The sequence below is a fragment of the Flavobacterium sp. genome (assembly GCF_024642105.1).
Taxonomy (GTDB): Bacteria; Bacteroidota; Bacteroidia; order Flavobacteriales; family Flavobacteriaceae; genus Flavobacterium.
The window spans coordinates 55,420-70,673 of the sequence record NZ_JAHEBT010000054.1; the positions used below are offsets into that span (position 1 = coordinate 55,420).

Genomic DNA, 15,254 nt, shown 5'->3' on the forward strand with positions numbered 1-15,254 from the left:
GTATCTGTTTTATAAGTGTCACCATTAAAAAATGGTAGCCAACAAATTATGTAACTGTTTGTATTCTATCAAAAAAGCATCGTGACCGTGAATGGAAACAATTTCTTGATACGATACATTTTCTTTGTATTTTTTTAATTCTTCATACGTAGCTCGGTTCTCATTTGCCGTAAAAAACAAATCAGAATCAATGCCTATAATATGAATGTCTGCTTCTATTTTTGAAGCTATTGCTGCGAAAGAAGCTCTACCTCTAGTAATATCAATCGTCTTTAACAATTGGTTCATCATTTTATAAGCCGAAAGCTGAAAACGCTTTTGCAACTTAGTACCGTGATGGGCTAACCAACTTTCGATATTGAAAACGTCCAATTCTTCATTAATAGTGCGTTGAAATTTCGCCGAAAAAGAGGCAGGCGTTCTATAGCACAACATGGCGTGAATACGGGCATCTTCAATAGGTTTTGACGAATTGGCTAAAATTTGCTCCTGCAAAAAACAATTCGCAATCAACCAATCAGTAGATTTCCAATCAGTTGCAATTGGAATTAAATGTTGGGTAATTTTAGGTTCCAAAGCCGCCATTTCCCAAGCAATTCCGCCACCAACAGAGCCACCAATAATAGCAAACAACTGTGTTATTTGTAAGGCTTTAATTCCTTGGTTAAATAGTTGAGCAATATCTCTAGCGTTGAAATCTTGGTAATTTTCGATACCAAAACCATCGTATCCATTGCCAGGTACATTGAATGCCAAAACAGTATATTTGAGCGTATCTATTGTTTTGCTTTCGCCAATTAAATCATTCCACCAACCTTGTTCTCCAATTACTTGAGAATTTCCCGTCAAGGCATGATTGACTAAAACAATGGGTGATGTATTCAAATTAGGCCCAAAAACTTGGTAACTTAAATTGATTATAGGATAACGCGCACCACTTTCAGTGATGAAATTTTGTATTTGTATTTGGTTGATTTTATTTTCCAATGTCAAATCGGTTGTGATTTTTGATTTGTGTTGGAAATATTAGAAAGAAAATCTAGAAGGAAACTAGAAAAATCTCGTGTTATCTTTCCACATTTCTGTGGTAGAATGCAGCACCTTCTTCGATTTACCGAAGGGTTGCTAAGGTTTCATCGGGTCTAATCCCTCTACCTTTCTTTATAACATTTCAATACGTTTATTTGAACTTTGAGCTGCAAATTAACGTCTTATTTCTTAAAGAAACAAATTTCACTCCTGCATAATTGGACAAAATACCATTACACAACTTTTGATTTACTCTTTTGAACGAACAATCATTTTCATTTTTTCATTCAAAAGAGCCAATCAAAGCATACTTTCTTTTTTAAATAAAAAGTGATTCATTTTCTTGAGAATACATTAAAAATAACAAGGAGTTAACGGTTTTACTTTTAGTCAACAAATCCGTTTCTGTCAAAACGAATCTTGGATGAATTAATTCGTTAGTAGACAATTTATTGTTTGCTGTTTTCGTTCGAATTAATCTTCTGAATCGGCTAATCGGTGGGTAAATGGCTTCTTTTTTCATGATAGTATGTATTAAATGATTGTTTATTATTTTTTTTAAGGCTAACAAAAAACCCCTTTTGAAACAGATTCCAAAAGGGGTTTTAAATGGTTAAAACAAAACTTTTGGCATCAACAGACTCGAATAGACATCACGACAGTAGAACACACTTGTGCAACCATCTTGAATTGTTTTTGTTGTTGTTTTAAATTTTTCATTTTGTTTATTTGATTTTTAGGTATAAAAAAAGCCTCCCGATTTTCTGCGGGAGGCTTTGCTATATTAGTTTATAATTAATTTATGCAATAGTCAACCCACAGGATTTTTCCTGAACCGATTGTATCATTTTGCACACCTTATTATTCATTTTTCTTTATTTGAATACCAAAATTGCGAATAATTATTTACAAATCCAAATTTGAGAAAGAAATAATTCAATAAAAAGAGTCTAAAAGACCTGTTTTTTGAAGAAAACGAAACCAAAACACCTTTTGGGAACAAAAAAAAGGAAAGTTTAATTTGGAATTCAAAATGGTTTTATAACTTTGCACTCTAATTTCAGAGGAAAAATTTGAACTGATTGCAACCTCGTTAAAAAATGCTAAAGCAGGAACTTCCCTTTAGCATTTCGTAGCAATACCATTTTTTCCTCGCTTAATTTAAAAACAAATTAAATTATTATGGCTTATTTATTTACGTCAGAATCTGTGAGTGAAGGACATCCAGACAAAGTGGCTGATCAAATCTCCGATGCATTAATTGATAATTTTTTGGCATTTGATGCCGATTCAAAAGTAGCCTGTGAAACATTGGTTACTACAGGTCAGGTGATCTTGGCTGGAGAAGTAAAGTCAAATACCTACTTAGATGTACAGCAAATCGCGCGTGATGTAATCAAGAAAATTGGTTACACTAAAAGTGAGTACATGTTTGAAGCTAATTCTTGTGGAATTCTTTCGGCTATTCACGAACAATCAGCTGATATTAATCAAGGAGTAGATAGAGCGAGTAAAGAAGAGCAAGGAGCGGGTGACCAAGGAATGATGTTTGGTTATGCTACCAATGAGACTGAAAACTACATGCCTTTGGCTTTGGATTTATCTCATGCAATTTTGATCGAGTTGGCTAACTTGAGAAGAGAAAACAACGAAATCAAATACTTGCGTCCTGATGCTAAATCTCAAGTAACTCTTGAATATTCAGATGATAACAAACCAGTTCGTATTGATGCGATTGTAATCTCTACGCAACACGATGATTTTGATGAAGAGGCTGCGATGTTGGCTAAAATCAAATCAGACTTGGTTAGTATTTTGATTCCGCGTATTAAAGCGAAATACCCACAATATGCGCATTTATTCAATGACAACATTACCTATCACATCAACCCAACAGGAAAATTCGTTATTGGAGGACCTCACGGAGACACTGGTTTGACAGGAAGAAAAATCATTGTTGATACGTATGGCGGTAAAGGTGCTCACGGTGGTGGTGCATTCTCTGGAAAAGACCCGTCAAAAGTAGACCGTTCTGCGGCTTATGCAACCCGTCATATTGCTAAAAACTTAGTAGCAGCAGGATTGTGTGACGAAGTTTTGGTACAAGTATCGTATGCTATTGGTGTGGCAAAACCAACATCAATCAACGTGAATACCTACGGAACTTCAAAAGTAAATTTGACTGACGGAGAAATTAGTAAAATAGTGGAAGGTATTTTTGATATGCGTCCGTACTTTATTGAACAACGTTTGAAATTAAGAAATCCTATCTATAGTGAAACGGCAGCTTACGGACATATGGGACGTACACCTGAAACGGTTACTAAAACCTTCTCTGCTCCTGGCGGATTAACCAAAACGGTTACTGTAGATTTATTTACTTGGGAGAAATTAGATTTTGTAGACGCTGTAAAAACAGCTTTCAAATTGTAATTCAACCCTTTCAATTCATAAAAAAACCACGCAAATTGCGTGGTTTTTTTATGTGTTTTATTGAAGTTATAAATTGTACTTTAAGCTGAATATTATATATCTAGGCTGAACAGTATACTGTGAAGTTCGCGTAGAAAACTGCGAAAAACTATCATCATTTAAAGAAGTAGTATTCAATAAATTAGTGGCTGATATTTTATACTCTAACTTACTTTCTTTTGTTTTTTGATAAATCAAACTTGCCGAAAGAAAATCATATTCATTATTGACTGTTTTATCTCCGTTGTAGTAATGATAAAACTCATATTCTGAAACGAATGAGAAGCTTTTCAAAAAGTAATAATCCAATTTCACAAATGGTTTGTCTGTATAAAATTTCGTGTTATTATAATCGTTTACTGTCAAAGAGTATCCTAGCTCTAGGTTTGGCAAATTTTTATAGTTAGTTGCAGCTGTTATAGTATGTGTTTGTGTAAAACTCTCTCTAACGGTTAAGGTTGCATTTTGAATATTATTGAATTTTGACCATCCCAATCTCATATTAAAAGAAGCTTTATAATTCTTTAAAAAAGAACGCCCATACATAGCAAAAGCACTAGCCGATTCATCAGCAAAATCAGAATTGTAAGGAGAAGAAGACTGATTTACTCCATTAAAGACTGATTGTGTTTTAATAGCATCCACGGTTTTGGAATAACTCAAATTAGCCGAAATATTCTCTAAATTGAACATGTTGTATTTGAAATAACGCAACGAATGAGTTTGCTGTGTAGCATTCTCCAAAGTACGACTACCTTTAGACAAACTATTATAGTTATTAAAGATAAATCCCTCTGCCAATCTATTAATATCGGTAAAGCTATTCGTAAACCCGAAATTATAGGTTAAAGTTTCGGCTTTCTTAATTTGACAAATCGTTAAGAAATCAGGTAATATTCTAAAGAAATTTTGATTAAAACTAGTCCCTAATTGTGTGTTAGTCATATCGTATGCGTGAAAACTAAGCCCAGGTGTGATTGTAAATTTGCCCGATAAAAATTTATAATGCAATCCTAAAAAAGCATCGTTGAACTTATAATTTACAGTATTTGCATTTTGAGTATCTGATAAATTATTGATGCCTCCGCCATTAAGAATTTGGTAAATACTAGAGTTGAAATTTTGATTAGAATTAGTATTTCCTATAGTAATATTAATGTTGCTTTTTGGAGTAATCATATAATAATAATCCAATTTCGCATCTAATTTATTAGTCTTTACAAAACGATTTTGTGATAAATCATTTCTATTTTGTCCCGTTAAATATCCTATTAAACTAAACGGCTGCGATTGCAAATTTGCATTATAAAATGGATTTTCATCTTGATACAAATGTTGCATTTCGATAGCAAAAACATTCTTATCGCTTTGTGTAAAATAAGCACTTAGATTTTGATTCAAAGAGGTTGGATCTTGTTTTTTACCTGTAAAAATTGTCTCAGTAGTTGATACAGAATTCACAATTGATTGTCGAAACAAATCACTATTTTCGTCTTGTTTAGACAATTTTGACAAGATATCATAATCCAATTGAAATTTTGAATTTGGCTTATAAATAGAACCCAGTTTGAACAACCCTAGATTACTTTTCTGATTGGTAACTTCATCTCTATTCTCAGTCGAAGCAATCTGATTAGAGCTAGGATTCAAAATATTAACACTTGATTTGGTTTCCAAATCAGAATTAGAATTCAAAACAATTCCAAAACCGCTTAAAGTCCATGATTTAGTAACATTATACGTGAAATTGGCAGCTCCAAATTGAGTCTCAATTTCTTTAGCTCTATTATTTCGCATTAAAGAAATCCCCAAATCATTAGAGCTAACATTAAAGCTACTTCCTCCTTTGGACATCATATTCTTAAATCCACCTGTGAATTTAAAATAATCTTGAACCGTTAACGGCAATTCTCCAATATTATTAAAATTAGTAATCAAGTTAATACTGTAATCTGGATTGTAATAAAACAATTTAGGATTCACCAAGTAGCGATTGGTATCATTTAAGCCTCCAGCTGCAGAAATATCTCCAAACCAGAAATTCTTTTTCCCTGATTTCAATTTGATATTCATAGCCACGTTATCTTGATTGTTTTCAACTCCTTTCAAGATTGAATTTTCATTGTAATTTCTAAGAAACTGTACTTTATCTATAGCATCCGCAGGAATATTTTTAACCCCTAACTTACTATCTCCTTTAAAGAAATCCTTTCCGTCGACCATCAATTTAGAGACTTTTTTTCCTTCCACTTCTACTTCACCATCCGAATTGATTTCAACTCCTGGTAATTTTTTAAGTACATCTTCTAACTTACGTTCCGTTCCTGATTTGAAAGAATCTGCATTATAAACAATAGTATCTCCTTTAATAGAAACAGGCATTTCGCGAACAATTTCAACACCAGCTAATTCTATTCCGCCAGATTCCATTGTAATGTTTTGAACCATATTTTCAGACTTGGTAGCAACAGTGATTTCCTTATTCTGCATTCCAATATAACTCAACTTTATAACATAAGAAGTATTGGCTTTCAAATTCAACACAAACTTTCCTTTATCACTTGTTATTGCATAAGCATCCATAGCTTTAGTGGTTTGATTGACCGCCATTACATTAGCCATTTCCAAAGGCACTTTTCCTGTGTCCAGAACCACCCCCTCTAAACGAATATTTTGAGCATAAGAACTAGAAACTAATAACAAAGTAATAAATAGTAGTATTTTTTTCATCAGACAATATTGTGTTAATTTAAAAAAGAAGATTTTTTTAGTGACCAATTCGTATTTCCATTCCGCCACGACCACCACGACCTTGGTTCATTTCTCTGAACTCTTCCATTTTCTTAATTACCGTTTCGTCGTATTCTTTTTGAGTTACTACTTTTCCTTTTGTAACTGCTTTAATTTCTACTTTATCCTTTGGATTTAAAACTACTTTAGAACACAAAATAATAGTTTTACCATCGTTTACTTCCAAAATTAATCCTGGCAATCCCCAGTATCCTTCAGGACCTTGATTGACTGGGATTTCTGGTGTGTACCAAGCGGTAATTGTAATTTCCTTTGGCATTTCAACCGCATCCATGAAATTCGTTTTCTTTTCTTCTGCAGGTTTGTCTGTTTCTTTTTTAGTTTCTTCTTCTCTTTTTGGACGGAAATTTCTAAAATCAGTTTTACTTGCTGCTTTTACCGCTGTAGCTTTGTAGCAGGTATACCCCCCAATTACTCTAGTTTCGGCTTCCATCTTCCAATTTAAATTAGCCAAAGAATCTTTAACTAAAAATTCTTTCCCCATGAATTCCTTATCCACTACATAGGCTTTGTCTTTTACATTTTTATAAAAAGTACCACCGCCTCCAGTCATCGAACTCATCATTCTCATTCCGCCTCCACCTTGCGGCGTAGCATCTAACTTTTCTTCTTCCTTATAGATAGAAGCTGATTTGTCAAAATTTAAAATAAATGTTTTCTCAAACATTTTTTTCATTCGTTCCTCCACAATTTTTTGCGCATCAGGATTTCCTTCCATACGAATTTTTAAATCTGGAGTTTTTGTTTTTGACTCATACACAGCCATTCCTTGAAAATCTTTTTGAGCGTGAGAATTCGTATAAATTAATCCGAAAAATAATAGTACAATTGTTTTTTTCATTCTGTGTCAATTTTAGGTTTAGATAGCAAATATGTCGAAAGGTATTTAATTTATTACCAAAAAAATGTTAAATACGATTTTTAGACAGCTTGAAAATCAAATGGTTTAATATCAAATGGGAAGAAAACAAAAATAGAAACATAAATACATTGCTTTTCGATTGTGAATAAATCATTCCGAAAAATGTATGTGAAACATTAATTTTTATCTATTTTTACCCTTTTAGAATTTATCAATTATAAAATCATACTACCGTAATGCATATAGCAGTAGCAGGAAACATAGGCTCAGGAAAAACAACATTAACCAATTTATTGGCCAAACATTTCAAATGGGAACCGCATTTTGAAGATGTGGTTGACAATCCGTATTTGGATGATTTCTATCACCAAATGGAGCGTTGGTCATTTAACTTGCAAATTTATTTCTTAAACAGTCGTTTTCGTCAAGTGATGCAAATTCGCGAAAGCGGTAAAAAAATTATTCAAGACCGAACGATTTACGAGGATGCACACATCTTTGCGCCCAACTTACACGCTATGGGTTTGATGACCAATCGCGATTTTCAAAATTATTCTTCTCTTTTTGAATTGATGGAATCTTTGGTGAAAGCGCCTGACTTATTGATTTACTTACGTAGTTCTATTCCTAATTTAGTAGGGCAAATTCACAAACGTGGTCGCGACTACGAAAACTCGATTTCCATAGACTACCTTAGCCGTTTGAACGAACGTTATGAAGCTTGGATTCATACGTATGACAGAGGAAAATTATTAATTATTGACGTAGACAATATTAATTTTGTCGATAGTCAAGAAGATTTAGGAGATATTATTCGTCGTATAGATGCCGAAATCAACGGTTTATTTTAGTTCCAAAACAAAATTATATTCATAAAAAAATGCCTCAATTTCTTGAGGCATTTTTGTTTGTATTAAAAATGAGCACTACTTAATTGCAGCTACTTTAGCTTTCACTTCAGCCTCAGTTCCTTCAAAAACCTGAACTGTTTCTTTCCCGTTTTCAGAAATAGTTACCGTTGCTTTAGCTTTACCATTTTCATTGCTCATCTGAACATTGACTTGTTTTTTAGCTTCTCCTTTTTTAGCGCAACAGGCTTTTTCTTCTTTGGCTTCTTTAGCCATGAATTTTCCGTTGGCATCATAATGAGACAAACACATTTCTTTTTGCTCTGGAGTACATTTCAGACTGTCGCACATAGCGGCACATTCGTCTTTAGTCATAGTAGCGCATTTGCTCATATCACAATTCCCCATCATTTCACTTGACTCACACGATTTCATTTCGACAGTACAAGTCATTTCTTTAGGCGTATTTCCTGTACTTCCTTCTCCTAAAATTGGCGCAATTACCAATCCAATCAAACAAGTCAATTTAATTAAAATGTTCATTGATGGGCCAGAAGTATCTTTAAACGGATCTCCAACTGTATCTCCGGTTACAGCCGCTTTGTGTGCATCTGAACCTTTATACGTCATTTCACCGTTGATTTCTACACCTGCTTCAAATGATTTTTTAGCGTTATCCCAAGCTCCACCAGCATTGTTTTGGAACACAGCCCAAAGCACACCCGAAACCGTAACACCAGCCATATAACCCCCTAACATTTCAGCGATCAATTGGTTGTTATCCGCATAGACTAATTTACCTAAAAGCACAATCGCAATTGGGAAACCAATCGTTAAGATTCCTGGCAATATCATTTCGCGTAATGCGGCTTTGGTAGAAATCTCAACACATTTGCCGTATTCTGGTTTGCCCGTTCCTTCCATAATTCCTGGGATTTCTTTGAACTGACGACGTACTTCATACACCATATCCATAGCAGCTTTTCCAACAGAATTCATTGCTAATGCAGAGAATACTACTGGAATCATACCACCAACGAATAACATTGCTAAAACTGGTGCTTTAAAAATATTAATACCGTCAATTCCTGTAAACGTAACATATGCAGCAAACAAAGCTAACGAAGTCAATGCTGCCGATGCAATCGCAAATCCTTTTCCAGTTGCTGCAGTGGTGTTACCAACAGAATCCAAAATATCGGTACGCGTACGTACTTCTTTTGGCAATTCACTCATTTCTGCAATACCTCCTGCGTTGTCCGAAATAGGTCCGAAAGCATCAATTGCCAACTGCATAGCTGTAGTCGCCATCATAGCCGAAGCTGCTAAAGCTACCCCATAGAATCCTGCAAAAGCATACGAAGACCAGATTGCCGCTGCAAATAAAATCACCGTTGGGAAAGTCGAAATCATTCCCGTTGCTAAACCTGCAATTACGTTAGTTCCAGCACCTGTTGATGATTTTTGAACAATCGCCAAAACGGGTTTTGTTCCTAATCCTGTATAATATTCGGTTACTGACGAAATCGCACCTCCCACAATCAAACCTACAATGGTAGCATAGAAAACACGCATCGATGAAATGGGTTTTAATCCTTCTCCGTAGAATTCCATTTTCATTGTTGTTGGCAACATATATTCAACTAAAAAGTAACACGCTACTAAAGTCAACCCAATAGAAACCCAGTTTCCAATGTTCAAAGCTTTTTGTACTTGTGCTTCTTTGGCATCATCACTTGAAATTTTCACTAACATGGTTCCGATGATTGAGAATAAAATTCCAAAACCAGCAATCGCCATTGGTAATAAAATTGGTCCGATTCCGCCAAAAGCATCTTCGATTTTACCACCCATGTCCTTAATCACATAGTTTCCAAGAACCATAGCAGCCAAAACAGTTGCCACATATGAACCAAACAAATCGGCACCCATCCCTGCAACATCACCTACGTTATCACCTACGTTATCCGCAATAGTCGCTGGATTACGCGGATCATCTTCTGGAATACCTGCTTCTACCTTACCTACTAAATCGGCACCAACATCCGCAGCTTTGGTATAAATACCACCACCTACACGAGCAAATAAGGCAATCGATTCAGCCCCAAGAGAAAAACCTGCAAGAGTTTCCAAAACTACTGTCATATCTTCTGTTGAAGTCCATGCTCCTTTCATGAAATAGTTGAAAAAGAAAATAAAGAATCCTGTTAAACCTAAAACAGCTAAACCAGCAACTCCTAACCCCATAACCGTTCCGCCTCCAAAAGAAACTTTTAGAGCTTGAGGCAAACTGGTACGAGCTGCCTGAGTCGTTCTAACATTAGTTTTGGTTGCTATTTTCATTCCCATATTTCCTGCCAAAGCAGAAAAGATAGCGCCAAAAATAAATGCAATTACAATTAATAAATCGGTTTTTACGCCTGGAATAAAAGTGATTCCAGCTAGTACAACACTTGCCAATAGAACAAATATTGTCAATAACTTATATTCGGCCTTAAGAAAAGCCAATGCGCCTTCGTAAATATAATCTGAAATCTCTTTCATCTTACCATCTCCAGCGTCTTGTTTTAGTACCCAGGCTCTTTTCATTGCCATGAACAAAAGTCCAATAACTGCCATAATTATTGGCAAATAAATCATAAATGCATTCATAAAAATAATTTTGGTATTAGTTAATATTATATTGATATTGAACGAATTTAAACAAAAAAGCAATACTCTTTACAGAATATTGCTTTTTTTATATTAATTAACTTAAAAAATTATTTGATACTAAATAAGTTTTTAGGTTTGTTTTCAATTGCTTCAAAACGCTCCGTACATTCTTTAATGATAGCAAATGCTTCGTTCACGTCTCCCCAACCTTCTACATCAACTTGTTTGTTTTCTAAATCTTTGTACACTTGGAAGAAATGCTCAATTTCTTTGATTAAGTGCGGATTTACATCACTTAAGTCATTTAATGAATTCCAAATTGGATCTGAAACAGGAACGCAAATAACTTTTTCGTCTGGTCCTTTATCATCTGCCATGTGGAAAACACCAATTGGTTTTACTTCCATTACACAACCAGGGAAAGTAGGCTCATTAATCAATACCAAAACATCTAATGGGTCACCATCTAAAGCCAACGTTTCAGGAATGAAACCGTAATCAGCTGGGTACATCATAGAAGAGAATAACATTCTGTCAAAACGCATTCTTCTAATTTTAAAATCGTATTCGTATTTGTTTCTACTTCCTCTTGGTATTTCGATTAAGACGTCGAAAGTTTTTAATTTGTCTGCAGTCATTGTATTTGTTGTATTTTTCTTTTGAATTTTGGTGCAAAAGTAAGGAAACAATACGTTTTTACAAGAAAAAACCGAAGATATCTCTTGATTAAATTAAAATTGTTGCATTCTACTCAACATCCCTTAAAATTGTAAAGCTTCCAGCCTTTTGAAAACTGGAAGCTTTGTTAAATTATTTGACTTTAATAAAACTATCTTTTAATTTGATTTCTTTCATTCGCTTGTCGTTTAGACTTCTTTTATAGACCAAAATATTTTTTTCTGTATTCTTGGTTATAAAAAGGAGTTTAGCCATAAGACTAGCTAAAGCAACTTCTCTTCGTTTTACCACGGTGGTGAAGTTATCTAATTGGATTTCATTCTCATACAAATGATTCAATTCATTGAGCGGAATAAAACGCTGCCTGTTTTGAACCAAATAGTCTAGGATGCGTAACTCGGCTTCCTCGAATGTATCCAATAGTTTTCCCTTGTAATAATAATTGGCTTCGTCTGTTTTAAATGTGATGCCATTGAAAGGTTTGATATTAGGTTTTCTTTTACTGAAATAGAAGCCTAAACTTAACACACCTAAAATGCCTAATATAGTTATTAAAAGAGTAGATGCCTCCATATTTTGATACCAAGGCAATAGAAACACTTGTTGGTGGATAGGTCTACCAAGAAATTCCTGTAATGGAGTGCGCAATACACTTTTTAATCCATCAGCATTTTGGTTAATGTATACTACTTCTTTTGTTTTGGTGTCAAAGTAAGATTGCTTTACATTTTTAGTAATACCTCTGAAAGTAGTCAATGTATTGTTCTTAAAATCGATTTCATAAACAAGGGTGTGTTCCATCAAAGGAATTATGTATAACTTTTCATTGGCTGTAAATCGGTTTAAAAAACCTTCTTTAGAATTTAGATTGCTTGACAAGTCATATTTTCCAACTAAAGACCATTGCATAGTAGGAAGATGGAGTTTCCAAATAGCAGGTTCGCAAGCTTTGATTTGAAGAAAATGCTCTTCATCTTTTTCGTAACCACTAAAAATATATAAATTGGTATTAATAATTATTCCGTGTGCTAGCCTTCTTGGGCTTGGTGGAGTACCAAAAGTTTCGACTTCATCCCACTCTTTGGTTTTGAAATTGAATTGTGTTAAAATGTTTTTATGTGTAAAAAGTCCATAACCACCCCAAAAAAATACTTTTTTATTGTAAACAAATGATACTGCTCCGTATTGGTTTTTGTGGAAAAATGATTTATCAATTCGAACAATAGAATCGTTACGCCATTCGAGTACGGGACCACATCCATGATAAATTAAATAGTTTTTATTGTTTATAGCAAAAGGAATGTATGATTTTAAATTATCCAAATCGGATCTGAATAATAGTCGTTTTTGGTGTAACGGGTTTCCTTTGTATAAAACAGAATCATTTAAAATCAAAACTGTTTGAGAGGACTTCGCTTCTTTGAATAGTAAGTGTTCTTCACTTGTATAAATGGATTGTGCTTGGCAGGCTGTCAAAGCAAATAAGAAAATAAATACGAATCGATTCATGCTTGAATTAGTATTGTTTTTTTTCTAATATAAGAATTGTTTTAAAAAATAACTCTTTTTTGAAATTGTTTTAGATTTTATCTTCAAATACGATTTTCAATTCTTTGGAAATCACTTTTTCTCCCTCTCCTAGGGAAGCCCTAATGAAGATAGTAACTTTTTCTCCGATAAAATCAGGAAAAAAAACCATTTGTTGTTTTGGACTGTAAGTATATTTAGAATAGGTAGCAAAATACGATGAATATGCGGGATGATTAACATCTACATTTGGATTTTTAGTTACTTCATATCCTGCTAAATTCATGATGCTGTATTGTTTTATTAATTGTGGGAAAGTATATGTTTGATAGCCCACAGGGATAGGAGTTGTCATTAATCTATCTGCAAAATCCCCTCTATAGGAATACACAGCATAACGCCAAGTCACAATGCCGGGTATGTAAAAGTAATCTGAATCAAACGCTACTTCAATTAAGGGAACTCTATTAATTACATATTGAGGGTTTAATGTGGGAATAGAGCCTTTGATCGTAAAATAGTGTAATCCACTATACTCAACATGCCAAACACCCTGAGCATCCATATAACTACCAGGAGAAACATCCGTATCAATCCAAAACGCAACATCTTCATTTTTATTTAATAAAACATCGGGTTTAGATGGTTCTGATTCACACCCAAATAATGCAAACAGGCAAATGATTAAAACTATTTTGTACATACGATGTATTGTTGCTTTGTTTTATATAATTATTTTTGTTATACAAATACGACCCAAGATTCTGGACCGTATCGATAACAAAAGTTGCCTCGTAATTCCCATCACAACAATGCGATTTTTCTTTTTTCAGAAGGTTTTTATTGCTTTATAGAAAGGAATAAAAGAGTTAATGAAATAAGTATATTATTTTTCAAATTAGTTTGGTTAAATAGTTATCCGTTTAATGGCGGTACTTCTCCAAAATGATCTATATAATTTTTTAACTGTTTTCTTTCCTCTTCTTTTGCGTCATTTAATACGGGAATAACTTCATACTTGAAAATTAATTTGGTAGTAATCTCGATTAGTTTTGTGTTTTTCGCTATTTTAAAACCTCCTGAATGATTATTTTGCTTTGTTAAATGATTTTTGGAACCTAAAAAACACTTTAATCGATAAGCTAAATCTCTTTTTTCTGTCGCCCCTATATATACTAAACCTGTTTGATCTTTATCCAAAAATCTTGAAATTGATATTGGTTTTCCGTCTTCATAGAGGAATAGCTTATATACTCCTTTAACTTGTAGATTAGGGTCTTCATTTAAATTGTTTATATTTAATTCTTTCATTATTTGTAAATCACTTCTGTTTCAGTTTCAATTCTATTAAATCCATTTTTAACTAATACAGTTCCAATTTGATTAGAAGTTGGAACTCCTTTAGAGCTGTCAAAATATTTTCCATTATTCCTCATCCAGTCTTTAACAGTGATATAATTATCGTTTATTTTAACTTTGTGTTTTCGGTAGGGTCTACGAGTTGATTTCATACTTTGATTATTGTATCTGAAGTTATTTATGTTTTCGGGAATTGATAATTTGAAATGATAAATTGTATGATAACTATTAGTGTAAAATAAAAATCTATTCTGAGTATTTTTTTATAAAATTTAAAGTACTTACTGACTTGAAATAGAATTAAATAAATTGGTAAGAAAAATGATAATATATTCTGTATTAAAGCTAATTTATATTCTCCATTTAATATAAAAATAAATGCTTTAGTTAATCCACAAAATGGACATTTTATATTTATTAACTTCTCAAATAAACAGAAATGCGGTACTAATGAAGCTACTTCAATTTTAACATATAAATAAATTGAAATTAGTAACACTGAGGGTAAAAATAATCTAAGATAGCCTAGAACTAATTTCGTCTTCAAAGTCATTTTTTGCATTACTAGTGATGATAAAAATTAAAAAGCCAAAAGGAAATAAACATATTCCTGTTATCCATGAAAATATATTTGGCGAAAAATTATATTCAATAATTATTTTTTGTAGTCCATCGGGTGTATCGCATTTTGATATTTTAATTTTTTTATTGTACAGAGATTCTTTACCATAATATTCCAAACAACCATTCCGAGTTTTTGCACTATCAATACTCGGAATAGAGTTAGCTATTTCTTCAAATTTGATTGAAGAATCAAACTTTTTAGAAAATAGTCCTGTAAACATTTAGGTTTGCCATGTATTGCCACAACTATTGCAGATAGTTGGTTTTTTATCTGCTAAAAGAGCTAGTAGCCCCAAAGGGAAAAAACAAATTGCTACTATTATTTGCCATGTTTGGTAACCTCCTTTTTGAGTGTTTTTTTTACATTCTGGACATGTTATAATTGCCAT

15 protein-coding genes and 1 riboswitch are annotated in these 15,254 nt (G+C 33.3%); of the genes, 2 read left to right on the forward strand and 13 right to left on the reverse strand.

What is annotated here, in order from left to right:
• Positions 1-24: 24 nt before the first annotated feature.
• Complete coding sequence (locus Q0L65_RS10300) at positions 25-987, reverse strand: alpha/beta fold hydrolase (protein WP_296686027.1); 963 nt, start codon at positions 985-987, stop codon at positions 25-27.
• Between the two features lie 76 nt (positions 988-1,063).
• Positions 1,064-1,170: riboswitch (SAM riboswitch) on the reverse strand.
• Between the two features lie 178 nt (positions 1,171-1,348).
• Positions 1,349-1,552 carry a hypothetical protein gene (locus Q0L65_RS10305; protein WP_296686030.1) on the reverse strand — a complete coding sequence of 68 codons (204 nt, stop codon included), beginning with the start codon at positions 1,550-1,552 and terminating at the stop codon, positions 1,349-1,351.
• 659 nt (positions 1,553-2,211) lie between these two features.
• Here Q0L65_RS10305 and metK point away from each other — a divergent pair.
• The gene (metK, locus tag Q0L65_RS10310; RefSeq protein WP_296686031.1) at positions 2,212-3,462 is read left to right on the forward strand and encodes a methionine adenosyltransferase; all 1,251 of its coding nucleotides are present in this window, start codon (positions 2,212-2,214) and stop codon (positions 3,460-3,462) included.
• 66 nt (positions 3,463-3,528) lie between these two features.
• Here metK and Q0L65_RS10315 read toward each other — a convergent pair whose 3' ends face one another.
• Positions 3,529-6,231, reverse strand: a complete 2,703-nt coding sequence (locus tag Q0L65_RS10315) for a carboxypeptidase regulatory-like domain-containing protein (protein WP_296686033.1) — start codon at positions 6,229-6,231, stop codon at positions 3,529-3,531.
• A 37-nt stretch (positions 6,232-6,268) separates the two neighbouring features.
• The gene (locus Q0L65_RS10320; protein WP_296686035.1) at positions 6,269-7,153 is read right to left on the reverse strand and encodes a GLPGLI family protein; all 885 of its coding nucleotides are present in this window, start codon (positions 7,151-7,153) and stop codon (positions 6,269-6,271) included.
• Positions 7,154-7,410: 257 nt separating this feature from the next.
• Here Q0L65_RS10320 and Q0L65_RS10325 point away from each other — a divergent pair, with 257 nt between their 5' ends.
• A complete protein-coding gene (locus Q0L65_RS10325; protein ID WP_296686038.1) occupies positions 7,411-8,025 on the forward strand; it encodes a deoxynucleoside kinase in 615 nt (204 codons plus the stop codon).
• 75 nt (positions 8,026-8,100) lie between these two features.
• Here Q0L65_RS10325 and Q0L65_RS10330 read toward each other — a convergent pair whose 3' ends face one another.
• The 9 genes from Q0L65_RS10330 to Q0L65_RS10365 all read right to left on the reverse strand — a co-directional run bounded on the left by Q0L65_RS10330 (position 8,101) and on the right by Q0L65_RS10365 (position 15,254).
• Positions 8,101-10,674, reverse strand: coding sequence for a sodium-translocating pyrophosphatase (locus Q0L65_RS10330; RefSeq protein ID WP_296686040.1), 2,574 nt, complete (start codon positions 10,672-10,674; stop codon positions 8,101-8,103).
• A 110-nt stretch (positions 10,675-10,784) separates the two neighbouring features.
• Positions 10,785-11,315 carry an inorganic diphosphatase gene (locus tag Q0L65_RS10335; RefSeq protein ID WP_296686043.1) on the reverse strand — a complete coding sequence of 177 codons (531 nt, stop codon included), beginning with the start codon at positions 11,313-11,315 and terminating at the stop codon, positions 10,785-10,787.
• A gap of 172 nt (positions 11,316-11,487) precedes the next feature.
• Complete coding sequence (locus tag Q0L65_RS10340; RefSeq protein ID WP_296686045.1) at positions 11,488-12,864, reverse strand: hypothetical protein; 1,377 nt, start codon at positions 12,862-12,864, stop codon at positions 11,488-11,490.
• A gap of 70 nt (positions 12,865-12,934) precedes the next feature.
• On the reverse strand, positions 12,935-13,585 hold the full coding sequence (locus tag Q0L65_RS10345; RefSeq protein ID WP_296686047.1) for a hypothetical protein: 651 nt from the start codon (positions 13,583-13,585) through the stop codon (positions 12,935-12,937).
• A 212-nt stretch (positions 13,586-13,797) separates the two neighbouring features.
• A complete protein-coding gene (locus Q0L65_RS10350; RefSeq protein WP_296686048.1) occupies positions 13,798-14,193 on the reverse strand; it encodes a hypothetical protein in 396 nt (131 codons plus the stop codon).
• Positions 14,193-14,393 carry a hypothetical protein gene (locus Q0L65_RS10355; RefSeq protein WP_296686050.1) on the reverse strand — a complete coding sequence of 67 codons (201 nt, stop codon included), beginning with the start codon at positions 14,391-14,393 and terminating at the stop codon, positions 14,193-14,195. The genes Q0L65_RS10350 and Q0L65_RS10355 overlap by 1 nt, the downstream gene beginning before the upstream one ends.
• 26 nt (positions 14,394-14,419) lie before the next feature.
• On the reverse strand, positions 14,420-14,803 hold the full coding sequence (locus Q0L65_RS14030; protein WP_366051646.1) for a DUF2752 domain-containing protein: 384 nt from the start codon (positions 14,801-14,803) through the stop codon (positions 14,420-14,422).
• Positions 14,757-15,086 (reverse strand): hypothetical protein, encoded by a 330-nt coding sequence (locus Q0L65_RS10360; RefSeq protein WP_296686053.1) that lies wholly within the window; start codon positions 15,084-15,086, stop codon positions 14,757-14,759. Before Q0L65_RS10360 ends, Q0L65_RS14030 begins: the two co-directional genes overlap by 47 nt.
• Positions 15,087-15,254 (reverse strand): DUF2367 domain-containing protein, encoded by a 168-nt coding sequence (locus tag Q0L65_RS10365; RefSeq protein ID WP_296686055.1) that lies wholly within the window; start codon positions 15,252-15,254, stop codon positions 15,087-15,089.